Genomic DNA, 24,714 nt, shown 5'->3' with positions numbered 1-24,714 from the left:
AAAACGACGCCCGACCCGGTCTGTCTGACCGGGCGGGCGTCGTCGGGATAGCTACTTGGCGTCTGCGTTCTTGGTGCGCTTGCCGTAGCGCTTCTCGAAGCGCGCGACGCGGCCGCCGGTGTCGAGGATCTTCTGCTTGCCCGTGTAGAACGGGTGGCACTGCGAGCAGACTTCGACGTTGATCCGACCGTTCTCGGCGGTGCTGCGGGTCTCGAAGGTGTTGCCACAGCCGCAAACGACCGTGGTCACGTGGTAGTCGGGGTGAATTCCCTGCTTCATTCTGGTGTCCCTTTCTATGGTCGCCGGGTCACCGCCGCGATTCGGCGGTGTGAACCGGTACCGGACTCGACCGATCAGTATGCCATCGCCCCAGGCCCAGACGGAAATCGCAACCTGCTGGTTGGCGACGACCGCGGGCGCCGGAACCGACTCGACTGCCTGTCACCCGCCTCAACACGGCCCCACCCGTATTCATTCCGGCGCAGCTCTCACTCCGCCGAAAGCGCCACACGCTGCGTAAACGTGCATACGTGACGCGTCGAAGACGTGCGTCGACGCTTCTTGTGAAGGTAAGCCTTAGTTTACTGTGCCTTACCTAAGTTATAGTCGTGCGAGCCGCTCCAACGCCGCAGCGGGTTGCATTCGCATCTAGAACCCACATCCCTACGAGAGGACCTGCGTGCACGCGATCCGGAGACCACACCTGGTGTGGGATCACAGCGACGAAAAGAGCAGCTGCGGCGTCGGCTTCATCACGCGCAAAGACGGCAGGGCAACGCATGACGTCATTGACATGGCACGTGAGGCGCTCTGTCGGTACCCCACCGAGGTGGAATGTCGGCGCTCGGCATCGGCGACGGTGGCGGCGTGTCCATGGATCTGTCCCGACGCTTCTTTCGTTCGGTGACCGGCCGACCCGACCTCGAGCTCGGCCGATTCTGCGTCGGCAACTTCTTCCTCCCGCCGTCGCCGGCCGCAGCAGCGAGAGCCACGCGACTCATCGAGCGCACGATGCACGACCGCGGATTCACCGACCTGTGCGTGCGCGATGTTCCCGTCGACCCCTCGGTGCTGCGGCCCGCATCCGCGGCAGCGCAGCTCCCGATCCGGCAATGGGTGTTCGCCGCACCCGTTCCCTGCCCCGATCCGGCCGATCTCGACCACCTTGTCCAGCAGGCACTGCTGCACATCGAGTCGATCGCCTACACCTCAGACGAGTTCGCGGGCCTCTATCCCCTGTCGCTGTCCGCACGCACGCAGGTCCTCAAGGGCAGGCTCTCGTCGAACGAGGTCGTCGACTACTTCACCGACCTCGCCGATCCGGACCACCGCGTCCACACGCTGTATTTCCACACGCGCTTCTCCACCAACACCGACCCGCATCCCACGATGGCCCAGCCATTCCGGCTCCTCGCACACAATGGCGAGCTCAACACCGACAAGAAGAACCGCATCGCGCAGGTCACCGCGGCCGCGGCATCCGGGAAGACCATCTCGCGACCGCCGGGCCAATCCGATTCCAGCAGACTCGACCAGACCGTCGCCGCGCGTGTCGTGTCCGAGCGCGTCGACCTCGTCACCGCGATCGTGTCGATGATGCCGCCCGCCTGGGAGAACGACACGACACTCGCCCCCGAGGTTCGGGCGATGTTCGAGTACTTCTCTCTCTACGAGGAGAAGAACGATGGCCCGGCGGCCGTGGTGTTCGGCGACGGCACTGTCATCGGCGCACGCCTGGACCGACTCGGACTACGCCCCCTGCGCACCGTCGAGACCGCCGACTACCTGTGCGCGTTCTCTGAGGCGGGACAGATCTCGTTCCCACCGGAGCGCGTGATCGCCCGTGGGCGTGTCTCCGCGGGCGGGATGATCTACTACGACCATCGCGAGCACCGCAGCTACACCACCGAACAGGCGTACGCGAAGCTCGCCGCGGCACGCGACTACCCGGCACTCCTGGATGCCGCGCGGGTCGAACTGACAGCGCTTGCGCCACAACACTCTTCACGCAGTCCCGAGAACGGCGATTCGCCGACCCTTCCCTGCGACGATCCGACGCTGACGGACCATCAACGCTTCCGCGCGTATCACCTCGACCAGGAAAGCCTGCGGTACTTCGTCGACCCGATGATCGACGACGGTGTCGAACGCGTCTCCGCAATGGGTTTCGGCAACGCGATCAATGCGCTCACCAATCGGGAGCCCAGCGTCGCCCGTTACTTCTCGCAGCGATTCGCGCAGGTCACCAACCCACCGCTGGACAGTATCCGTGAAGCGGACGGGATGTCGCTGCGCGTTGCGCTCGGCGCCCGACCCCAGATCAGCAAGATCGCCACGGCAACAGCGCATTCGAACCGTCAGATCATCATCCCATCACCGATTCTCGACGCTGCCGCACTCGACGTGTTGCTCGCACAGGCCGAATCCCCCGTCCGCGTCTTCGACGCCACTTTCGCATTGCCGGAGGTAGCCGAGGGTGCCAATACGGCAGGCGACGACACCGCTGCGGTCGTCGACGCCGTCGATCGGGTGTGCACCCAGGTCGTCGAGTTCGCCTCCGCCACCGGCGGAATCGCCGTCCTCAGCGACCGTGCGGTCAGGGCCGATCGTGCCGCTTTGCCGATGATCTTCCTCGTCTCTGCGGTCAACCAGCGCCTGATCGCCTCGGGCACACGGCTACGCGTGTCCCTGGTGGCGGATTCGGGCCAGATCGAGTCGTCGCATCATCTTGCCGCGATCCTCGGCTTCGGAGCCGCTGCGGCACATCCACATTCGGTTGCGCGGCGCGCCACGCGCTCCGGTGATCCACAGGATGCGGCGACGGGATTCGCTCGCTGGGCCGCGGCAGCCACGAAGTCACTCATGAAGACCATGGGCCGCGTCGGATTGTGCACCGTCGAGAGCTACATCGGTGGCGAGTTCTTCGAGCCGAACTTCCTCGACACCTCCGACCCCATACTCGCAGAATGGTTTCCGACGATGCGCTCGCCTGCCGGTGGAGCCGCGCTTGCCGACGTCGTCGACGCCATCACGGGTGCTCACCGAGCCGCGATGGCCACACCGGCCGCGTCGTCGGACAAAGACCTCCCACTGCTCGGGCTCTTCAAGGAACGCGCCGACGGCGCAGGCCACTCCTTCGGCGTCGCGGCTGTCCGCGGCTACGGCCAGATGACCTCGGAGAAGCTGCAATTCGCCACGGCGACAGTCGACTCCGTTCGCGCCGACGAGGCCGGTGCCACGGATCTTCTACGACTGCTCACGCTCGGCGACCTCGACGACGCGTTCGGCGAGACCGCGCAGTTGTACTCGTCGAGCAGCTACGACAGGCTCAGCGATACCGAAATCGACGCATTCTCCATCACCGACGCCTACCGCGCATTCGCCGACGACCTCGCGCGGACCCGGGCGGAACGCCCGAGCGCCGTGCGCGACGTCCTCGACCTTCGTCGTGCCGAGACACCCCGTGGGCTGACAGATGTGCAGCCCGCCCATGAGATCACCGCAACCTTCGCGTCCGGAGCCATGAGTCATGGCGCCCTCGTAGCCCAGGCACACGAAGCAATTGCCCACGGCACCAACATGGTCGGCGCGTTGTCGAACAGCGGCGAAGGCGGCGAGCACTTTTCGAGATACGGCACGCTGCGTGCGTCGAGGATCAAGCAGTTCGCGTCGGGAAGATTCGGAATCTGGGCGGGGTACCTCGCCGACCCCATGCTCACCGAGCTCGAGATCAAGATCGGTCAGGGCGCGAAACCAGGTGAGGGAGGACAACTTCCGGCACCCAAGGTCACCGTCGAGATCGCCGCGGCCCGCGGTGGCACTCCGGGCGTCGAACTCGTCTCTCCCCCACCGCATCACGACACGTACTCGATCGAGGATCTCGCGCAACTCATCCACGACTGCAAAGCAGCGCGGGTGCGTGTGATCGTGAAGCTCGTGTCGTCGGAGGGCATCGGAACCATCGCCGTCGGAGTCGCCAAGGCAGGCGCCGACGTGATCAACGTCGCCGGGAACACCGGCGGCACCGGCGCGGCGTCGGTCACCAGCCTGCGCTACGCCGGACGTGCAGCCGAGATCGGCCTCGCCGAAGTGCACCAGGCGCTCTGCGCGCACGGTCTCCGCGACAAAGTTGTCCTCCGCGCGTCGGGGGCTCATCAGACAGGTCGCGACGTCGTGGTCTCGGCACTACTCGGCGCCGACAGCTTCGAGTTCGGCACCGCCGCCCTGATGATGATGGGCTGCGTGATGGCCAAGAACTGCAACATCAAGTGTCCGGCTGGCCTCACGACCAATCCCGAACTGTTCGACGGGGATCCGCGCGCCATGGCGCAGTACCTGCTCAACGTCGCGCACGATGTGCGGGAGATTCTCGCCGACCTCGCACTTGGAGATCTGCGCGCGGCACGCGGTCGCACCGACCTACTCGTCGGAATCGACCACCCTGCGATCGTCGGGCGCCTCGACACGGCGCCGCTCCTCGCGCGCGTCGACGGCGAAGCCATCACCGATCCGGTCTACCTCGAGGCCGACTTCTCCGTCGACGACTCGCTGCTGACCCAGGTGCGCGAGTCGCTCTTCGACGCCGGGGCCACCAGTGTCGTCACCACCCCGACGATGCTCGGCAACCGGAACAAGAGTGTCGGTGCGCAACTGGCCGTCGACATCGAGCGCATGCTCAACTACACCGCACCCGACGACCCCGCTTCCGAACACCCCACTTCCGAACACATCGACCTGGCGCCGACCGTCTACGTCGACGAACGCGGGCGTCGTTATCTCGCACCCGATTCCGTCACCATCCCCACGTCGGGGTCTGCAGGGTTGTCCTACGGCGCCTTCTGCAACGACGGCCTGCGCCTCGAGCACACCGGTACGTGCAACGACGGTGTGGGAAAGTCGATGTCGGGCGGCGCGGTCGTGGTGCGTTCTCCCGGTGGAGGTTCGCCCGCGGAGGGCGGCAACGTCCTGGTCGGCAACTTCGCACTGTTCGGGGCCACCGGTGGACGCCTGTTCGTCGAGGGTGAAGCCGGAGACCGCTTCGCCGTACGCAATTCGGGTGCCACCGCAGTGGTCGAGGGCATCGGCGAGTTCGGTTGTGAATACATGACCAACGGCGCCGTCCTCAACATCGGCGGATTCGGCCGAGGACTCGGCAACGGCATGAGCGGTGGCTCTCTCTATCAATACGATCCGGCCTGTGTGCTCGCCGACCGGATCAGTTCGGACTCGGTGCTCGTCGGGGCGATCACGGGGGTCGACGACCCGCTCGCCCCGATCCATCACCACGCGGTCCATCTACTCCTCGAGATGCATGCGGAGGCAACCGGTTCCGCGCTCGCCACCCGGCTCCTCGAGAACTGGGAGACCGAGCGGCACTACATCAGCTACGCGATGCCGCGCGCCCTGGTGACTCATCAGGACGCCCCGACGCTGTTGGCCACGCTCGGTCACCGCGCACTCGTCGACGAACTGTCCGGGTCCATCGCCACCGACCAAATCAGGACTCTCAAGCGACATGTCAAAAGCCAGACGCCGATACTCGACGGCCGCGTCCCCGACTACGGTCACACCGATGACGCCACGATGTACCGGCTCCTCAACGCGTTCACCGTGTTCCATCTCGCCCGCGAGATCGCCCAGACGCGTCTACGTCGTTCGAGATCGACGGTCGTCGGTGCGGATTCGCGGTCGGAACACCTCGTCGCGCGAGCCGCACGCAACCTCGTCCTGACCGAAGACTTCGACCTCATCACACGCGTGGGCACGTTCGTCCGCGACATCCTCGCCGACTACGACGAACAACAGATCGCCGCGCTCATCTCCGCCAAACGGATCGACGACTACAAGCGGGCGCTCGCCGCCCGCAACGTGCGCTCCGTCGACGCGCCGGCGACCTACGGCTGGATCATGCACCAGGACAACCACATCCGTGACGTGTTGGGTTCACTCCCCGACTTCGACGCCCTGTTCGCTTCGCGGACCGTGCCGACGGTCGTCGAGGCACTCGCGGCTGCGGAGCCGCACAGCCCCGTCGCGGCAGCGACACCACACAGCCCCGTCGCGGCAGACGACATCGCACCTCTCTCACACCCGAAGGCGGGATGACATGCAACTGCCCTATATTCCCACCGACATTCCCTTCACGGGCGACCAGAAAGCTTGGCTTGCAGGCTTCCTCGCGGGCCTGAACACGAGAATGACCATGCCGCAACCGGCCTCTGCGCTCGGCGTCGGACACACGCAGGCCGAATCGACGTCGGCCGGACAGTCCCAGCCATTGCTCATCGCCTATGGCACCCAGACCGGAAACGCGGAGATGCTCGCCGAGAAGGCGAAGGCGAAGGCCGCGGAGATCGGCCTCGATGCACGAGTCAGCGACCTTGCCGACCTCGACCTCGCCACGCTCGGCACGACGACTCGACTGCTCGTCGTCACGTCGACCTACGGTGAGGGCGACATGCCAGACGACGCCGAGGACTTCTGGCAGGCACTCGCCGCGCCCGAGGTCGGTCGACTCGACGGGCTGACATTCGGCGTTCTCGCACTCGGGGATTCGATCTACGATGGCTTCTGTCAGGCGGGCAAGAATGTCGACACGCGGCTCGCGGAACTAGGTGCGACACGGGTCGTCGAACGTGTCGACTGCGATGTCGACTATCAGCAGACGGCCGACGAGTGGCTGGCGCGGGCACTACCCCTGTTCGCGCAGGCCACATCTGAACCCGAATCGTCGACCGATGCGCAGGCGGGCGAAACCGGAGCCGCGACGACCGTCGCCGAGATCACTGACGTCGAGATCACTGGGACCGGCAGATCCGACGCAGCGAAGTCGCCGAAGCCGGCACGCCAACGCAAGTCGACGTGGGGTCGCAAGAATCCCTACCCGGCGACGGTGATCGCCAACAGCGTTCTCTCCGGCACCGGTTCGGCCAAAGAGGTTCGGCACCTGGTGATCTCGCTGGGCGACAGTGGCATCACCTACGAGCCCGGCGACGGACTGAGCGTCGTACCGCGCAACGATCCCGCGCTCGTCGACCGCATCATCGACAGGCTCGGTGTCTCACCGCAGACACCGGTCGTCGATCGCAAGGAGCAGCGTCTGCTGCGCAAGGCACTGCTGCACCGCTACGAGATCGCGACAGCGTCGAAGTATCTCGTCGACTACATCGCAGCTCGTAGCGGCGATGCCGAACTCACCCATCTCGCCTCCACCGGCGACCGCGAAGCGCTCGACGCGTGGCTGTGGGGTAAGGACGTGCTCGATCTGCTCAACGTCGACGAGTCGCTGACAATCACCCCCGACGAACTCCTCGCGGAGTTGCAGCCACTCGCCCACCGCGTCTACTCCATCTCGTCGAGCCCGCGGGCACACGCCGGCACCGTCCACCTGACGATGGCGACGGTCCGCTACCGGTCCGGCGAGCGCGACCGCGGTGGGGTGTGCTCGACGCACCTCGCAGACAGAATCGCCGACGACGAGACGATCGGCGTGTTCGTGACACCCAACAAGTCGTTCCGCCTCCCACCCGACGACGCGAAGGTCGTCATGGTCGGACCGGGTACCGGCATCGCTCCGTTTCGCGCATTCCTGCACGAGCGGGCCGAACGCGGTGCGGCGGGCAGCAACTGGCTGTTCTTCGGCGATCAACACGAGGCGTGCGATCACATCTACCGCGACGAAATAGACCAGTTCGTGGCCGACGGACTGCTCGACCGCCTCGACCTCGCGTTCTCACGCGATCAGGAACACAAGGTCTACGTGCAGGACAAGATGCGCGCTCACGGAGCCGAACTCTTCCGCTGGCTCGACGACGGCGCGTACCTGTATGTGTGCGGCGATGCGACTCGAATGGCGCGCGACGTCGACGATGCGTTGCACGAGATCATCGCCGAGCACGGCGGACACAGCGCCTCCGGGGCGCAGGATGTGGTGTCTCAGCTCAAGAAGGACAAGCGGTACATGCGTGACGTCTACTGACCTCGCCTCGATAAGCAGTTGAAAGGATGGCAACGATGCCAGCCAACCCGCCCGATCCCCGACAACCGACAACCGGCTCCGCGCGACGTTGCGCACGCGACGGCGCATGCCGCTGCAACCGGGCAGCACATGCCAGCGAGCTCGACGCATTGCTCGCCGACCCGCAGTTCTCGGGACATCTGTTGCGGGGCAACGCTTCCGCTATCGGGCCACACCTACCGCTGCTCGATCAGATCGTCGGTGTGACCGTTGCGGGACCTGTCATCCTCAACGATGTCGGCGTCCACGAGACGCCAACGGTGATGGGCGGGCCGATCCGCTGCCGCCCCGGCAGGGTGTCGTTGCGCCTGCACCCCGATCATCTCGGCGCCGCTCTCGTCAGCGAACCCGCCGCGCAGGCGCCGCCCATGCTCCGACTCTTCGACACCGACGGAAACACTGCCCACGCAACGTATCTGACGGAGGCGTCGGACAGATTGGCATTCGAGGCCATCGGACTATCTACCGACACGTTCTCGTCCGACGGCCCGCCCGACGTCGATATGGCGAACGAGGCGCCGGAGGTCGTCGTCTGTTCCGACGACTCGCTCGACGATCAGGTTGCCCAGCTCGACAGCATCCTCGTCGACGGAGGGGTCTCACGCCTTGCCTCGATGCCGGCACGAGAAGGCTTCGCACGCATCGAATCTCGCCAGGCCGTCGCTGCGCTCGAGCATGCGGCGCTACACGGTGTGGAACTGACGATGGCCGCGACGGCCCCCGGTTGTGTCCAGTTACATCACGATCAGCTCGACGGCGCACGCGAACACGAGGGACAGATGCTATTGGCGTCTGGCCGCGGACGGGCGATGATCAACTTCAATCTCGTCACCGAGTGCTGGGTGACCTGGTCGCAGGGTGTGTGGGGTCCGACCGGGTCCATCGAGATCTACGACCGCCACGCGCGATGCGGAATGGTGATCACGCAGACCGGCGCGGTACCGCCCGCGATGTTCGACGCGTGGGATCACCTGATGGCCGAACTGGCTGCCTGAACCGACCCTGCCCGACGACCCGATCGGTTGCTGATGGTGTGGCCGCGAGGTCATGTTCGACGACACGAAGCGCTCCGCACGAACACCGTTGGTAGACAACCACACCCGTCGAGGTGAGGTGGCGCGACTGAACGGTCCAGTGGTGTGCATGGTCGAGGTGTGTGAGTGACATGCCTCCACTGTGATGTAATGGCATTGTGCATTTCAACCATTACGGACGGGATGCAGTTGCGCTGGCCGTCGACTTGGCCAATAGCCCTCCGAGGGACGCGGACGAGCTCGTCGCCAGATGCGACACAGCAGGTTTCGTGTTCGACGCCGAGGACATCGGTCCCGACGACCTAGATCAGACGCTCGACTATCTCGAACACTGGCGGAATGTCGCGCGCGCCACCGACGAACAGACGCGCGCAGACCTCTTGAACGACTTGCTGTTACAGCACGCTGCCGCTCCCCGACTCACCAACCACGCGCAGACCGGGTGGCATCTACACTTCCGCGACGACGACGTCGCGGGCTGGCAGCAGATCTGTGTGCTCATCTCTGCCGCGACCGCGCTGCACCTCACCGGACGCGGCATCGACCGCATGGGTGCATGCGAACTCGCCGAATGCACACATGTCTTCGCCGATACGTCGCGCAACGGGCGGCAGCGCTACTGCTCACCGGCGTGCGCGAACCGAGCAGCTGTGCGACGCCACCGCGCCGCACATCCCAACGCAGGCCAGCGACGCTGACCCGCCAGTGGCCTTACTGTGTGTCAGTCGTCCTGCTGCGTCAGTCGTCCTGCTGCGTCAGTCGTCTTTCATGGCGCCGGGGGCGTTCGACTGCACCTGGAGCAAGAACTCGTAGTTGTTCTTGGTCTTCTTGAGCTGGCTGATCAGCAGGTCGATGGCCTGCTGCGAGTCGAGTCCGCTCAGCACGCGACGGAGCTTGTGCATGATGGCGAACTCCTCGGGAGACATCAGCAGTTCGTCCTTACGGGTGCTCGACTGGTTGACGTCGACAGCCGGGAACACACGACGATCCGCGATCTTGCGGTCGAGCTTGAGCTCGGCGTTACTGGTGCCCTTGAACTCCTCGAAGATCACCGTGTCGCCGGTCGAACCGGTCTCGACCAGCGCAGATGCGATGATCGTCAGCGATCCGCCGTTCTCGATGTTGCGAGCGGCGCCGAGGAATCGCTTCGGCGGGTAGAGCGCCGTCGAATCGACACCACCGGACAGGATGCGTCCCGAAGCGGGCGACGCGTTGTTGTACGCACGGCCGAGGCGGGTGATCGAGTCGAGCAGCACCACAACGTCTTTGCCCTGCTCGACGAGGCGCTTGGCGCGCTCGATCGCGAGCTCCGAGACCGACGTGTGGTCTGACGGCGGACGATCGAAGGTCGAGGCGATGACCTCACCCTTGACCGAACGCTGCATGTCGGTGACCTCTTCGGGTCGCTCGTCGACGAGGACCACCATGAGGTGACATTCGGGGTTGTTGATCGCGATCGCGTTGGCGATGTCCTGCAGGATCGTCGTCTTACCTGCCTTCGGAGGCGACACGATCAGTGCGCGCTGCCCCTTGCCGATCGGCATGATGAGGTCGATGACGCGGGTGTCGAGTTGCTCTTTGGCGGTCTCGAGACGCAGTCGCTGGTTCGGGTACAGCGGTGTCAGCTTGTTGAAATCCGGTCGCTTACGGGCGGATTCGACATCTGACCCGTTGACCGAGTCGAGACGCACCAACGGATTGAACTTCTGTCGCTGATTCTGCTGCTCGCCATCACGCGGCACCTTCACGGCACCGGTGATCGCGTCGCCACGACGCAAACCGTTCTTGCGAACGAGATTCATCGAGACGTACACGTCGTTGGGACCGGCGAGGTAACCCGAGGTCCGCACGAAGGCGTAGTTGTCGAGAACGTCGAGAATGCCTGCGACAGGCTGCAACACGTCGTCTTCGGAGATCTGCGGCTCGCCGCCACCCGATCCGTCACGGTCACGTCCACGGCGACGTTCACGGAAGCGACGACCGCGGCGTCCGCGACCACCTTCGCCATCGTCGTCGCGATTGTTGTTGTCGCGATTGTTGTTGGGGCCCTGGTTCTTGCCGCTGTTCTGGCCGCCCTCGCTGCTTTGGTTGCTTCCGCCCTGCTGAGCCGAGTTCGAGCCGTTCGAGTTCGAACCGCCCTGCCCACCGTTGCGGTTGCGGGTGCGGTTGCGATTGTTGCCGCCCTGGTTCGACGCGTGGTCGGACTCGCCGCGCCCGTTGTCACCGCGATCGTTGTCACCGCGCCCGTTGCCACCACGGTCGTTGTCACCGCGGTGATTGTTCGACTGGTCGCTGTCGGTCCGAGTGCTCTGCGCGCTCGACTCCACCGACGCACCGTTCGCCGAGTCGGTAGCAGCACCGTCGGCATAGCCACTGCTGGCAGGAGTACTGCCGGCAGACTTCTCCGACTGCGGGCTCGCAGTGGTCTCGGAGGTGATCGTCATCTGCTCCGGCGCAGCCTCGGCAGATGTCGCGGTCTTCGTACGGCGGGTCGCGCTGCGGACCGCCTTGGGAGCCTCACCGGCAACAGCCTCGGCCTTGGGTGCGGTTGCCTTCTGTGCGTCGGCGGCAGGTGATCCTGCGCCCTGGCGCTCCTTGATGGCGGCGATCAGATCGCCCTTGCGCATTCCGGACGTGCCCTTGATGCCCAGCTCACCTGCGAGTGAACGGAGTTCGGTCAGCACCATGCCGGAGAGGCCTGCGCGCGGCTTGGTCTTGGGTGCGCCTTGGTCGTCGGCGACGCTTGGCGCGGTGATCAGGTCCGTATCAGTCACGGATGTCCTTTCGTTCCTCCGCAGTCAGATGCTGCATGAGGTCGTGATATCGCCTACTGAGGTGTCCGACGCCGCTCGATCGGCTCGACGCGTCGTCAACCTTCAGAGGAAATGACCGCCGTCCGTGGTGGACGGGCGGACAAGATTGTGGTCCGGCTGCGGTATGTCACTCCTGAACTGCTGTGCTCTCGACAAGAATCTGCTCTCGACAAGAAGTGCCGACTCGCGGATTGCGCGATGCCCCAGATCGGTGACTGCTCATGTGCACACCCGGGAGCCGACCGGATGTTGATCAGAGATCGGTGAGAAGCACGGCGGAACGAGCCTGCGCGGCTAGACCAGTTTATGATAACCCCCCAGGCATGGTACCGGCAACACGCCGAATCCGCATGAGGAGATTCAGCCGATCTGGACGCCGCCGGCAATCTCGAGTTGCTGCACGCGAAAGCCCTGTTCGCCTGCCAGTTCGCGGGTCGTCGAATCGACCGATCGCGTGTCGAGGACCAGCACGCTAGGGCCTGCCCCGGAGACTGTTGCCGCGTATCCCCGCGCCCGGAGGGCGGCGACGAGCCGCGCGGTCTCGGGCATGGCGGCCGCGCGATAGGGCTGATGCAACCGGTCGTCGGTTGCTGCAAACAGACAACTCGGATCGGACGTCAGGGCTACGACGGCGAGCGCTGCACGACTGACATTGAAGATCGCGTCGGTACGCGGGACGTCGTCGGGCAGCAGCCCACGGGTGAACGACGTCGACGACTCGGTCGACGGAACGAAGGCTGTCGCGCGGATCGCGGGGTGGACATCGAGCCGCCGCGCGCCATAGCGGGCATGCTCACCGGGTTCGATCCAGGTCACGACCGCGGACCCCAGCACGCTTGCCGCGGCGTTGTCGGGGTGCCCCTCGAAGGCGCTGGCCAGTTGCACCAGGTCGGCGTCGGAGATGGGGTCGCCGAGGCCTGCGGCGACGACAAGCCCCGACGCTGCGGCGAGTCCTGAGACCGCGGCCGAGGCCGACGATCCGAGGCCGCGCGAATGCGGGATCGCGTTGACCGTCTTCAGGTGCAGCCCAGCGGCCGACACCCCCGCGTGCGCGAGTCCTGCGAGGAGCGCGCGGACGACGAGATGGTTGGCATCACGCGGCACGTCGTCGGCTGCCTCACCCACGACGTCGACGTCGATGCCCGCGGGTGTCGTCGATGCGACGACCTCGTCGTAGAGGCCGAGCGCGATGCCGAGCGAGTCGAACCCCGGTCCGAGGTTCGCACTCGACGCAGGCACGCGCACCTTGGTCGAAAGACCTTCCGGCAGTTGCCTATACACCGTATCCGGGCTGACCATTCGTCGGGCCGTCCCAGCTTCAGGCGACGCCGAGTGCATCGGCAACAGCCACGGGATCGACGGGAATCGCCTCGACTTCCGGCATGCCGAGGAGCGCGGTGTCGGGGTCCTTGAGGCCGTTTCCGGTCACGGTGCACACAACCGTCTGGCCCGGAGTGATCCAACCGTCGGCGTGGGCCGCGAGCAGGCCCGCCACGCTGGCAGCGGACGCGGGCTCGACGAAGACGCCCTCTTTGCCCGCCACGAGGCGATACGCCTCGAGCAGCTTCTCGTCGGTGGCTGCGCGGAACTGGCCGCCCGACTCCTCCTTGGCCGCGACGGCCTGGTTCCAGCTTGCGGGCGACCCGATGCGGATCGCGGTGGCGATGGTCTCGGGATCTTTCACCGGCGCTCCGTTGACCAGCGGAGCAGCACCGGCTGCCTGCACACCGAGCATGCGCGGAAGATCGCTGATGCCGTCGGCGTGGTACTCGCGATAGCCCTTCCAGTACGCGGTGATGTTGCCCGCGTTGCCCACCGGGAGCACGTGCACGTCGGGCGCGCGACCGAGGACGTCGACGATCTCGAATGCCGCGGTCTTCTGCCCCTCGATACGCGCCGGATTGACCGAGTTGACCAGCTCGATCTCGGTGAACTCCGCGGTGGCCTTGCGCGCGAGTTCGAGACAGTCGTCGAAGTTGCCCTGCACCTGGATGATCTTGGCGCCGCTCATGACCGCCTGGGCGAGCTTGCCCATCGCGATCTTTCCTTCGGGAATCAAGACGGCGCAGGTGATACCGGCGCGGGTGGCGTAGGCAGCCGCCGACGCCGACGTATTGCCCGTCGACGCGCACAGGACTGCGGTCTTGCCGTTGTTGACCGCGTTGCTCACGGCCATGGTCATGCCGCGGTCCTTGAACGAGCCCGTCGGGTTGAGGCCCTCGACCTTGAGGTACACCTCACAGCCGGTCAGCTCCGACAGGTATGGCGCCGGTACCAGCGGGGTCGCACCCTCGAGGAGGGTCACGACCTTCCAGTCGTCGCCGACGGGCAGTCGTGAACGATAGGCCTCGATCAGCCCCGGCCAGCCTGCGTGCACAGGCGCGTGCGCGGGTGCGTTGGTCGCGTCAGTCATCGGTTCCTTCCAATCGCAGAACGCTGGAAACCGTGTTCACGGAGTCCATGTCCTCAAGTGCTGCAACGCATTCCGACTGAGCTCGATCGGGTGCGCGGTGTGTGACGACGATCAGCCGGGCGTCGTCGCCCGCGCCTTCCTGACGGACTGCGGCAATACTCACCGATCGCTTCGAGAATTCGTTGGCGACCTGCGAGAGTACACCGGGCTTGTCGGCGACTCGCATGGAGACGTAGTAGCGGGTGGGCACTTCGTCGATCGACGCAATCGGCAACGACGCGTAGGTCGATTCGAGTGGTCCGCGACCACCGTGCACCTTGTTTCGCGCAGCCATCACCATGTCGCCGAGCACCGCCGATGCCGTCGGCGAACCGCCGGCACCCTGTCCGTAGAACATGAGCCTTCCCGCGTTCTCGGCCTCGACCACGACCGCGTTGAACGCCCCGTTGACCGTTGCGAGTGGGTGCGACAACGGGATCAGCGCCGGGTAGACACGCGCCGACACACGCTGCGCACCATCGTCACCCCGCACACGCTCACAGATCGAGAGAAGTTTGACCGTGCAGTCGAACTTCTTCGCCGCAACCAGGTCGTCGGACGTCACGTTCGTGATGCCCTCGCGGTAGACATCGGCCGCGGTCACACGAGTGTGGAACGCGATCGACGCGAGGATCGCGGCCTTGGCTGCCGCGTCGTAACCCTCGACGTCGGCCGTCGGATCGGCCTCGGCGTAACCCAGACGTCCTGCCTCTGCGAGGGTTTCGGCGTAGTCGGCACCGGTCTCGGCCATTTCCGAGAGGATGAAGTTGGTGGTGCCGTTGACGATTCCGGCGACTCGCTCGACGGTGTCGCCCGCGAGGGACTGCATCAGCGGACGCACCACCGGAATTGCTCCGGCGACGGCCGCCTCGAAGTACAGATCCACTTTCGCGTCGGCGGCCGCGGTGGCGAGTTCGCCCGTGTACTCGGCGAGCAGCGCCTTGTTGGCAGTCACCACAGACTTGCCCGATTGCAGTGCGGTGCGGATCAATTCGCGTGCGGGGTCGATTCCGCCCATGAGTTCGACGACGATGTCGACATCGTCGCGTGCCACGAGTGCCGCGGGGTCGTCGGTGATCAGTTCCTGAGCGATCTTGCGTGGTCGAGTCAGATCACGCACCGCGACGCCGCGCAATTCGACGGGCGCACCGACCCGAGCCCTCAGGTCGGCGGCGTTGTCCTCGATGATCCGCACGACCTCGGAACCCACGTTGCCCATACCGAGGACCGCGACGCCGATCGTCTTGTCCTGCGCTGTCATGTCTTGTCCCGCCGATTGGTCTTGCCCTACCGAGTTGTCTTGTCCTGCTGATTCTTCTTGTCCTGCACCGTTGCTCATTCAGCTCACCTCTAGCCGCAGATAGTCGTCGAGTGTCTCGCGGCGAAGAATCACCCTCGCCGTACCGTCGGCCACCGCGACCACAGCCGGCCGCATCGCCATGTTGTATCGGCTCGACATCGAATAGCAGTACGCACCGGTCGCCGCGACGGCGATCAGATCGCCGGGTTCGAGGTCGCCGGGTAGCCAGCAGTCCTTGATCACGATGTCGCCACTCTCACAATGCTTTCCGACGACGCGGCTGACCACCGCGTCGTCGTCGGACACCCGTGAGACCAACCGCACGTCGTACTCGGCCTGATACAGCACCGTTCGGATGTTGTCGCTCATGCCTCCGTCGACGGACACGTAGCGACGCACCGACCCGCCGCCGAGTTCGACGTCTTTGATGGTCCCGACCCGGTAAAGCGTGATGGTGCCCGGCCCCGCGATCGCGCGACCGGGTTCGACGGCGATGGTCGGCATCGGCAGGCCAACCGCTTCCGATTCGCGGCGGACGATGGCGGCGAGTGTCTCGGCGACGTCGGCGATGGGCAGCGGACGTTCGTCGGGAAGGTACGAAATACCCAGTCCCCCACCGAGATCGACGATCGACATCTGCGATGTCTTGTCGACACCGAACTCGTCGACGACGTCGTGCAGCAATCCGAGCACGCGATGTGCCGCGAGCTCGAAACCGTCCATGTCGAAGATCTGGGAGCCGATGTGGCTGTGCAGCCCCACCAGTCGCAGGTTGTCGGTGGCGAAGACGCGTCGAACCGCTTCCATGGCGACGCCGCCCGACAGCGCGAATCCGAACTTCTGATCCTCGTGCGCCGTGGCGATGAACTCGTGGGTGTGGGCCTCGACGCCGACCGTCACGCGGATCAGTACGTCGGCAACAACGCCGCGCTCGCCCGCCAAGCGGTCGAGGCGCTCGATCTCCATCATCGAGTCCAGCACGATGTGACCGACACCGGCCTCGAGTGCCGCGTCGAGTTCGTCGAGGCTCTTGTTGTTGCCGTGCAAGGCGATTCGCTCGGCCGGGAAGCCCGCGTGAAGGGCGATCGCGAGCTCACCACCCGAACAGACGTCGAGTGACAGACCCTCCTGGTCGACCCAGCGCGCAACCTCGCTGCACAGGAACGCCTTCGACGCGTAGTGCACACGTCCGTAGGGCCCGAACGCGGTCATCATGTCGCGGCAGCGGGAGCGGAAATCATCCTCGTCGAGCACGAACAGCGGGGTGCCGAATGTCTCGGCCAGCTCGCCTACTCCGACGCCCGCGATGGTCAGCTCACCGGACTCGGCACGAACAGCATTGCGCGGGAAGACGTTTGCGGGGATCTGCGCCACCGCGGCAGGGTCATTCGGCTGCTGGGCCAACTGCGGTGCCGCTTGGGTCTCGGCGTGGCGCGGTCCCGCCGGATGCGCGTTCACATCCGCTCCGGAGCGCTGACGCCGATGAGATCGAGTCCGTTGCGCAGCACCTGACGGGTTGCCGCGCTCAGCGCAAGGCGCGCGCCGTGGATGTCACCGGGTTCCTCATCGCCCTGTGGCAGCACCCGATTATGGGCGTAGAACCGGTGGTAGGCACCCGCGAGCGACTCCAGGTAGCGCGAGATGCGGTGCGGCTCACGCAGTTGCGCCGCCGTGGCCACCACCTCGTCGAAGTCGCCGATCGTGCGGATCAGATCGCCCTCGGTGTCGGAGTCGAGCAGGTCGAGGTGTTCGAGTCGGGGCTTGAGGCCCAGTTCGTCGGCGTTGCGAGCGATCGCCGACAACCGCGCGTGTGCGTACTGCACGTAGTAGACCGGGTTGTCGTTGGACTGCTTGGCCAGCAGGTCGAGGTCAATGTCGATGTTGACGTCGATCGACGAGCGGATGAGTGCGTAGCGCGCGGCGTCGACTCCGACCGCGTCGACGAGATCGTCGAGCGTGATCACGGTGCCGGCACGCTTGCTCATCCGCACGGGCTTGCCGTCGCGGACGAGGTTGACCATCTGGCCGATGAGGACCTCGACGGTGTCGGGATCGTCACCGAGTGACGCGGCCGCAGCCTTGAGTCGCTTGATGTAGCCGTGGTGGTCGGCGCCGAGCATGTACATGCACAGGTTGAAACCGCGGTTGCGCTTGTCGCGGTAGTAGGCGATGTCGCCCGCGATGTAGGCGGCCTCGCCGTCGCTCTTGATGACGACGCGATCCTTGTCGTCGCCGAAGTTCGTTGTGCGCAGCCACCACGCGCCGTCGGATTCGTAGAGGTTTCCGTTTGCGCGCAGCTCGGCGATGCACTCCTCCACGAGGCCCGAGGTGAACATCGAGTTCTCGTGGGTGAACACGTCGAAGTCGGTTCCGAACTCGTGCAGGCTCGACTTGATGTGGTCGAACATCAGCTCGACGCCCACCGAGCGGAAGGTCTCGCGACGCTGCTCCTGCGGCTGCTCGAGTACGCCCGGTACCGCCTCGACGACCTGATTCGCGATCTCGACGATGTACTCGCCCGCGTAACCGTCCTCGGGCGTCGGCTCACCGAGTGCCGACGCTTCGAGTGACCGTGCGAACTTGTCGATCTGCGAGCCGTGGTCGTTGAAGTAGTACTCGCGGGTGACCTTCGCCCCGCGTGCGGCCAGCACCCGCCCGAGCGCGTCGCCCACGGCGGCCCACCGGGTGCCACCGAGGTGGATGGGGCCGGTCGGGTTGGCGGAGACGAACTCGAGGTTGATGGTCTTGTCGGAGAACTCGTCGCCCCTGCCGTAGTCGACGGTGTTGGTGAGGACGGTCTCGATCACGCTGTTCTGAGCGGCCGCTGCAAGCCAGATGTTGACGAATCCCGGGCCCGCGACCTCGGCTTTGTCGATTCCGTCAGCCGCGGAGAATGCGTCGGCGAGCCAGCCGGCGAGCTCACGCGGGTTGACGCCGAGCTTCTTGCCGAGTTGGAGTGCGACGTTGGTCGAGTAGTCGCCGTGATCAGCGAGGCGCGGGCGCTCGACGACCACGGAGTCGGGCACCAGAGAAGCGTCGAGTCCGTGGTCGGACACGACGGTCCGGGTCACGGCACTCAGCAATGCAGCGAGGTCGGCGGGAGTCACAGGTCACCATCCTATTGGCCTGCATTCTTCGGGCGACAACGCCCCTGGTAGGTGGCGTCGGTGTACGGGTAGCCGAAAGCCTCTAGGAGGCGTGCTCGTGAGGGAGCACGGTCGGTGTGAAGGGTTCGATCGTGGGTTCAACCCCTGAACGAACGGTCACGATCGACCACTCCGGAATCTCGACCCACTTGGTATCGCGGTACTCGAGTTCCAATGGTTCGGACACCACGATGCGCCCGTCAGCGGGGAGTTCGATATCTCCCCCGCGGTCGCCGGCGGTCAATCGCATCGTGCCTACCGAGTGATAGAGCGAATTCGACGCCCGATTGCTCGAGTAGCGCACCGCGTAGATCTCCTCGCCGTTGGCGGCGCAGATCGTGGCACTGAACGGGGCGTCGACGCCGTTGTCGGTGCGCGCCTGCTCCACACGCCCGACCAGGCGCGCCAACGCACCCTTGGGATCGGTGTCGAGTCCGTAGGTCAACGCGAGGTAGAAGCAGAGTTCGGTGTCGGCGTTGCCCTCGATGAACGGATACAGCTCGGGCGCCACGTCGAGTGTGAGGTCGCGCTTGAGCCGGAAGAAGTCGCCGATTTCGCCGTTGTACTGAAACAGCCACCGCCCGTACTGGAATGGGTGACAGTTTGCTCGATCGATCGTGCCTCCCAGCGCAGCCCGGACGTGGGCGAGGAACATCGGCGAGGAGACCTGTTCGGCCAGCCGATGCAGATTTGCGTCACTCCATGCGGGCCCTACATCGCGGTATTGACCCGGGAAGCTGCGATCACCCCACCATCCGACACCGAATCCGTCGCCGTTGGTCGGCCACGCGTGGTTACGGAACATCGACGTCATCGGCGCACCGGGAAGGTACAACTGCCGCGCCTCGAAGCTCTGATCGACCAGTGAGTGTGAGGGCCTGGTGAGAAGGTCTTCGATGCGAATGGGAGAACCAGCGTAGGCAAGCCAGCGGCACATGGTTTCGACGCTAACAGGGTGCGCCGTTGCGCGCGGGAATCACGGCGACGAGCTCGTAGAGTTCATGGCATGATCTCGGCGATTCGACTCTTCAACGACGACGGCGGCCGATCCCACGTCGAGTACGGCACGATCTCTCTCGACGCCGGCACGTTGCGGTCGTCCGATACGGCGACGACTACGGCGGCTTTTCAGGAGACAGCGCAGGGCGGATCGTTCGCCTGGCACACCGCCCCGCGTCGGCAGTACGTGATCACACTTGCTGGAGTCCTCGATTTCATCACCCGCGACGGCGAGCGCTTTCGGCTCGAGCCCGGCGTCGTACTTGTTGCCGAGGACACCGACGGCAGCGGTCACCAGTGGGAGCTGATCGGCGACGATCCGTGGCGGCGCCTGTACGTCGGCCTCGCCGACGACGCGGCGTCGGGCTTCGTGGCGGGGGCTGAAGGCTAGGCCTGTCCGGGGAGCGATGCCCACGACGGGAGGCCGGGAGAATATAACTGTGCCCCCGGCAGGATTCGAACCTGCGGCCTTCTGCTCCGGAGGCAGACGCTCTATCCCCTGAGCTACGGGGGCTCATCGGGCGCAGCAAGCCTAACCCACGGCGACAACAGATCCCAACCCGGTCGGTACGCGTGTCAGAACCGTGGCGGACCGTCGGTGCTGGGATGGCCGGCTGACGTGCGGGGCCGAGCGCTCCAGATGTGTGTCGTATCGAAGGATGTGGGTGCTGCAGCGCCCACATCCTTCGATACGACACACATTTACGGGGCGGTCAGCGTCCGGACGGTGACGGTGGAGCCGGATTCGCCGCGCAGCACGTGCAACTGCGACGGAATACGGGCACGCAGTTCGTCGACGTGGCTGACCAAGCCAACAACTCTGCCGCCCGAACGCAATTCGTCGAGCACGCCCATCACCAGGTCGAGGGACTCCGGGTCGAGGGTGCCGAACCCCTCGTCGATGAACATCGTGTCGAGCACACGGCCGCCCGCTTCGCTCGACACGACGTCGGCAAGTCCGAGTGCCAGCGCCAGGGACGCGAAGAACGTCTCGCCACCCGAGAGGGTTGTCGCCGCACGCGTGACACCCGTGTACTCGTCGCGCACCTCGATACCGAGACCGCCACGACGCCCCCGCGGCCCTCCGGCATCGGAGTGTGCGAATTCGTAACGGCCAGAGGACATGTGCCGAAGTCGATCCGACGCCGCGACCAAGACTTCTTCGAGGCGTGCCGCGAGGACGTACGAGCGCAGTGTCATTCGCTTCGCGTTCTGCCCTCGTCCACTCACCAATTCGGCGAGATCGTGGATCTCCTTCTGCCGCAGACGAATCGGCTCGAAATCGGTCAGCGCCTCCCAGTAGAGGGTGACGTGATCGGCCAGCCCGGTCGCTCGCCGCGTGGAGACGGCCGCAGCGCCGGACGCGGCGTCGCAGCGGGCGCGCACCGTCTCGAGCGTGGTCTCGAGGTGAGCCAGGCCGACGGGCTCGGTTGCCAGCGCCGAACGCACGTCGTCGTCGTCGAGCGTGCCCTGCGCCTCGACTCTCAGGCCGTGCGCCTTGCGCAGCGACGACTCCCAGACCCCCATCTGCTCGTCCGTCGCCATCGCCGCTCGCACCGCGGTCTCGTCGGCGAACTGCGCTTCGTCGCACGCGGACGCGGCGCGGCTCGCCGCCTGTGTCGCCCACTCTCCGGCACGGCGCACCTCCGCACGCGCATCTCGCAAAGCCGTCGCGCAGCGACACAGTTCGGCCAGTTCGGCCCGGCGGCCGCTGACATCGCCCCGGCCTCCGGTTGCCGTCGAGACCTCCGCGTCGAGCGACTCGAGTTCGCCACGCAGGGAGTCCAGACGCACGGACGCCGCAGCCCGCCGCGCCTGAATCTGCGATCGTTCGGCCTGCCATGTGCTGGTCCGCCCGTCCAATTCGTCGACGACGCGCTGCAGCTTGTCGACCGACGCCGCGGCGTGTTCGGCTTTCGTGCGCCGCTTGACCGTATCGTCGCGATCGGAGCATACGGACTCGCGCTCCGCATCACCGATCATCTTGTCCAGATTGGCTTTTCGCTCGCGATAGGTGTCCAGCGACGAGCGCGCACGCGTCAGCTCGGCGGAGGCGCGGTGTTCGATGTCAGCAGCCGCCGCCTCGTCGGCGTCGCCCACATGATCGCCTGGATCGCTCGTCGTGGGTGCGGGGTGCTCGCGCGAGCCGCAGACGGTGCACGGCTCGCCGTCGACGAGTTGGGACGCGAGTTCGGCCGCCATCCCGGCAAGGCGACGTTCGCGAAGGTCGAGCAGTCTGGTCCGTGCGTCATTGTGCGCCGAGTGTGCGTCGGCGACAGCGCGCTCGGCACGACTGAGTACAACCTCGAGTTTGTCGCGCTCATCGATGGCCTCGAGAATCGACGTCTGCTGTGCCTGCTGATTGCGCAGCGTCTCGATCCGGGCACGCTGCTCATGGGCATCGTGCAGGGCAGCGATAGCTGCGGTCCGTTGCTCCGGCAGCGCCGCGAGCGCGTCGTCGAGTTCGACGGTGCGGGTGGCGGCAGCCGAGACCTCGGCCTCAGCTGCGCCGATCGCAGCGATCAGCGTGGGACGTTCGAGTGTCCTGCGCACCAGCGGTTCGAGCCGACCCGACTCCGCCGCCCAGGTGTCGATCGCGCGGGCCAACTCGGTGTCGTCGCACTCGCGCGCCCACGCCGCCTCCACCTCTTCGGACACCGCATGCTCGGACACGGCCGATTCCGCTGCCGCACGGAGTGCATCGGCAGCACGGGCGTTGGCGATCGCCTGCTCGTGATCGGCGAGCACGGGGACCACGGGCGCCGCGCGACGCGCGGCGGCGAGTGCCTTCTCGGCGACATCGAGTTCGGGCTCGGCGGCGTCGAGTTGTTCGATGCGTGACCGCGCGGCGAGTCCACGCTGCCTGTCGTGCATCATCTTTCTGCCGCGGTCGTATGACTGCTGCGCGGCGTCGAGTACGTCGCGCGCCTCCGCCAACGCCGTGGCGTCGCGGCGTTCTGCCTCGCGAGCGTCGTCGAGGCATTTCTGCGCCCAGGCCATGTCGGGCTCAATGGGTGCCTCGACGTCGGCCAGGGCCCCGATCTGTGCGGCGATGCGGTCGATCGACGCCGCCTTTGCGTCGAGCGCCGCTGCACTCTCTCGCGCACGCTCGCGCAGCCACTCCTCGACGTCACCGAATCGCTCGGTGTCGAAAAGTCTCTCCAACAACGCTTCTCGCTCTTCGTTGGGTGCGCGCAAAAACCGCGAGAAGTCGCCCTGCGGGAGAAGCACGACCTGGAAGAACTGCTCGGCACTCATGCCGAGGAGCTCGCTCACGGTCTCGCCGATCTCGGGCAACCGGGTGAGTGCCACCCCCGACCCGTCGACCCACTCGAGCGTCGCCTTCGCCTGGACCTTTGTTGTCCCCGTCCCCCGCTTCTTGGGGCGCTGATACTCGGGCGACCGGATGATGCGGAATCGGCGGCCGTTGATCGTCGCTTCTACCTCGACCTGCGGAACCTGTTCTGCCGGAGCGTGATCGGAATGCAGACGTTTGGCCTCGTTCCGGGCGCCGGGCACCCTGCCGAAGAGCGCGAACGCGACGGCGTCGAGCACCGTCGTCTTGCCTGCACCCGTCTGCCCGTGCAGCAGGAACAGGCCGTCGGCTCCGAGCGCGTCGAAGTCGATCGCCGTATCGTCGGCGAACGGCCCGAACGCGCTCATGCGCAACCGATGAAGTCTCATGCCGACTCTGCCACCCGGTGGCCGTCTGCCGGCGCGTCGATCTCGAAGAGCGCCAACGGCTCGCAGGATGCGACCTGCTCCGGCTCGCCGACGACAGCGCGTAGCGCGCTTTCCACAAGCGCCCGCTCACGGGTAGTCGGCTTGTCGCGTACATCGGTGACGAAGGATGTGATGATCTCCGCATCGCTGCGACCGCGCACCCGAGAGCGGTAGTCGACGCTGTTCTCGGCGTCGGGACGCTGCCACTGCACGTGCACGGCATGCGGAAACCGTTGTCGCAGAACACGCATCGCGTCGACCGGGCGGACCGCATCGGTCAGCGTCGCTTCGACGTAGTCGTCTTCGGCAATCGACAGCGACTCGTCGGTCAGCAACTCGTCGAGCGTGCCCCGCAGCGACGTGAGACCGCGCACGATCGGCAGATCGTGGCGACGGACGTCGGACACACCGTCGGCGTCGAGGTCGATGAGCCACACCGCTTTGTGGTGTGTGTTCTCGCCGAACGAGTACGGGATGGGCGACCCGCTGTAGCGGACTGTCGGCGTGAGTTCCTGCGGCGAGTGCAGGTGGCCGAGTGCGACGTAGTCGACCCCCGAGAACACCTCGGCCGCAACGGTTTCTACTCCCCCGACGCTGATCGAACGTTCGGACCCGGTGGCGAGACCACCGACGACGAACGCGTGCGCGACGACCACCGAACGCGCATCGCGTGCGGCGAGATCGGCGCGGATGCGTTCCATGGCCGCAGTGAGCACATCGGAGTGTCCGCGCGCGTCGTCGACGCCGAGTTCGGTTCGCGTGACCTCGGGTTCGAGGTACGGGATTCCGTAGATCGCCACGTCTCCGTGTTCGTCGGAGAAGACGATGGGGTCGGCGATCGACGCCACCGAGGTGCGCAGATGCAGACCACCGGCTGCGGCGAAGCCCGATCCGACACCCAGACGTGTCGGCGAATCATGATTGCCGGAGGTCACGACGATCGCGGCACCGGCGGCCGCAATCGCGGCAAGGCCGTCGTCGTAGACGCGGACGGCGTCGGCCGAGGGCACCGACCTGTCGAAGACGTCGCCCGCCACCACGACGACATCGACCGATTCCGCGGCGACGACGTCTGCGAGGTGACGCAGCGACGCGCGCTGGTCATCGAGCAGGTCGGCGCCGTGGAAGGTTCGGCCGATATGCCAGTCGGAGGTGTGCAGGATTCGCATGGGAAACACCGTACGATCTGCCACCGACAGATCCGGGGAGGCGCGTCAGCCCGCCCCGGAT

15 protein-coding genes and 1 tRNA gene are annotated in these 24,714 nt (G+C 65.9%); 5 read left to right on the top strand and 11 right to left on the bottom strand.

The genetic code is table 11. From position 1 onward, the window contains the following. Positions 1 to 51: 51 nt before the first annotated feature. Positions 52 to 279 carry a 50S ribosomal protein L31 gene (rpmE, locus tag A5788_RS00455; protein ID WP_005179448.1) on the bottom strand — a complete coding sequence of 76 codons (228 nt, stop codon included), beginning with the start codon at positions 277 to 279 and terminating at the stop codon, positions 52 to 54. A 555-nt stretch (positions 280 to 834) separates the two neighbouring features. On the opposite strand from rpmE, the gene A5788_RS00450 reads away from it, so the two are divergent. The 4 genes from A5788_RS00450 (at position 835) to A5788_RS00435 (ending at position 9,749) form a co-directional block, all read left to right on the top strand. Continuing rightward, positions 835 to 6,105 (top strand): glutamate synthase-related protein, encoded by a 5,271-nt coding sequence (locus A5788_RS00450; protein WP_442902889.1) that lies wholly within the window; start codon positions 835 to 837, stop codon positions 6,103 to 6,105. A 1-nt stretch (position 6,106) separates the two neighbouring features. Further along, entirely contained in the window at positions 6,107 to 7,978 is a 1,872-nt protein-coding gene (locus A5788_RS00445) for a sulfite reductase subunit alpha (protein ID WP_005205752.1), read from the top strand. Positions 7,979 to 8,013: 35 nt separating this feature from the next. Beyond that, positions 8,014 to 9,012 (top strand): heme transporter, encoded by a 999-nt coding sequence (locus A5788_RS00440; RefSeq protein WP_331710798.1) that lies wholly within the window; start codon positions 8,014 to 8,016, stop codon positions 9,010 to 9,012. 197 nt (positions 9,013 to 9,209) lie between these two features. Continuing rightward, positions 9,210 to 9,749, top strand: coding sequence for a CGNR zinc finger domain-containing protein (locus A5788_RS00435; protein WP_039855515.1), 540 nt, complete (start codon positions 9,210 to 9,212; stop codon positions 9,747 to 9,749). Between the two features lie 57 nt (positions 9,750 to 9,806). On the opposite strand, the gene rho is transcribed toward A5788_RS00435, so the two are convergent. The 7 genes from rho to A5788_RS00400 all read right to left on the bottom strand — a co-directional run bounded on the left by rho (position 9,807) and on the right by A5788_RS00400 (position 19,699). After that, positions 9,807 to 11,825 carry a transcription termination factor Rho gene (gene rho, locus A5788_RS00430; RefSeq protein ID WP_005205755.1) on the bottom strand — a complete coding sequence of 673 codons (2,019 nt, stop codon included), beginning with the start codon at positions 11,823 to 11,825 and terminating at the stop codon, positions 9,807 to 9,809. 399 nt (positions 11,826 to 12,224) lie between these two features. After that, positions 12,225 to 13,163 carry a homoserine kinase gene (thrB, locus tag A5788_RS00425; protein ID WP_174273049.1) on the bottom strand — a complete coding sequence of 313 codons (939 nt, stop codon included), beginning with the start codon at positions 13,161 to 13,163 and terminating at the stop codon, positions 12,225 to 12,227. Between the two features lie 19 nt (positions 13,164 to 13,182). Further along, positions 13,183 to 14,277 (bottom strand): threonine synthase, encoded by a 1,095-nt coding sequence (gene thrC, locus A5788_RS00420; protein WP_005205757.1) that lies wholly within the window; start codon positions 14,275 to 14,277, stop codon positions 13,183 to 13,185. Beyond that, complete coding sequence (locus A5788_RS00415; RefSeq protein ID WP_039855539.1) at positions 14,270 to 15,577, bottom strand: homoserine dehydrogenase; 1,308 nt, start codon at positions 15,575 to 15,577, stop codon at positions 14,270 to 14,272. The genes thrC and A5788_RS00415 overlap by 8 nt, the downstream gene beginning before the upstream one ends. A gap of 78 nt (positions 15,578 to 15,655) precedes the next feature. Next, positions 15,656 to 17,074, bottom strand: a complete 1,419-nt coding sequence (gene lysA, locus A5788_RS00410) for a diaminopimelate decarboxylase (protein WP_005205759.1) — start codon at positions 17,072 to 17,074, stop codon at positions 15,656 to 15,658. After that, positions 17,071 to 18,723 carry an arginine--tRNA ligase gene (gene argS / locus A5788_RS00405; RefSeq protein WP_005205760.1) on the bottom strand — a complete coding sequence of 551 codons (1,653 nt, stop codon included), beginning with the start codon at positions 18,721 to 18,723 and terminating at the stop codon, positions 17,071 to 17,073. The genes lysA and argS overlap by 4 nt, the downstream gene beginning before the upstream one ends. Positions 18,724 to 18,805: 82 nt before the next feature. Then, positions 18,806 to 19,699: a class II glutamine amidotransferase gene (locus tag A5788_RS00400; protein WP_064864358.1), complete on the bottom strand. Its 894-nt coding sequence runs from the start codon at positions 19,697 to 19,699 to the stop codon at positions 18,806 to 18,808. 69 nt (positions 19,700 to 19,768) lie between these two features. Here A5788_RS00400 and A5788_RS00395 point away from each other — a divergent pair, with 69 nt between their 5' ends. Continuing rightward, complete coding sequence (locus tag A5788_RS00395) at positions 19,769 to 20,152, top strand: hypothetical protein (protein WP_005205762.1); 384 nt, start codon at positions 19,769 to 19,771, stop codon at positions 20,150 to 20,152. 50 nt (positions 20,153 to 20,202) lie between these two features. Here the strand turns inward: A5788_RS00395 and A5788_RS00390 are convergent. From A5788_RS00390 to A5788_RS00380, 3 genes are all read right to left on the bottom strand, one after another. Continuing rightward, a tRNA-Arg gene (locus A5788_RS00390) sits at positions 20,203 to 20,275 on the bottom strand. 188 nt (positions 20,276 to 20,463) lie between these two features. Beyond that, on the bottom strand, positions 20,464 to 23,445 hold the full coding sequence (locus A5788_RS00385) for an AAA family ATPase (protein WP_005205763.1): 2,982 nt from the start codon (positions 23,443 to 23,445) through the stop codon (positions 20,464 to 20,466). Then, positions 23,442 to 24,653, bottom strand: coding sequence for an exonuclease SbcCD subunit D (locus A5788_RS00380; protein ID WP_064864356.1), 1,212 nt, complete (start codon positions 24,651 to 24,653; stop codon positions 23,442 to 23,444). The genes A5788_RS00385 and A5788_RS00380 overlap by 4 nt, the downstream gene beginning before the upstream one ends. Positions 24,654 to 24,714: the final 61 nt, after the last annotated feature.

The sequence above is a fragment of the Gordonia sp. 852002-50816_SCH5313054-c genome (assembly GCF_001665925.1).
Lineage (GTDB): Bacteria > Actinomycetota > Actinomycetes > Mycobacteriales > Mycobacteriaceae > Gordonia > Gordonia jacobaea.
The sequence above is the reverse complement of the archived record's forward strand: the minus strand, read 5'-3'. Positions and strand labels throughout refer to the sequence as shown.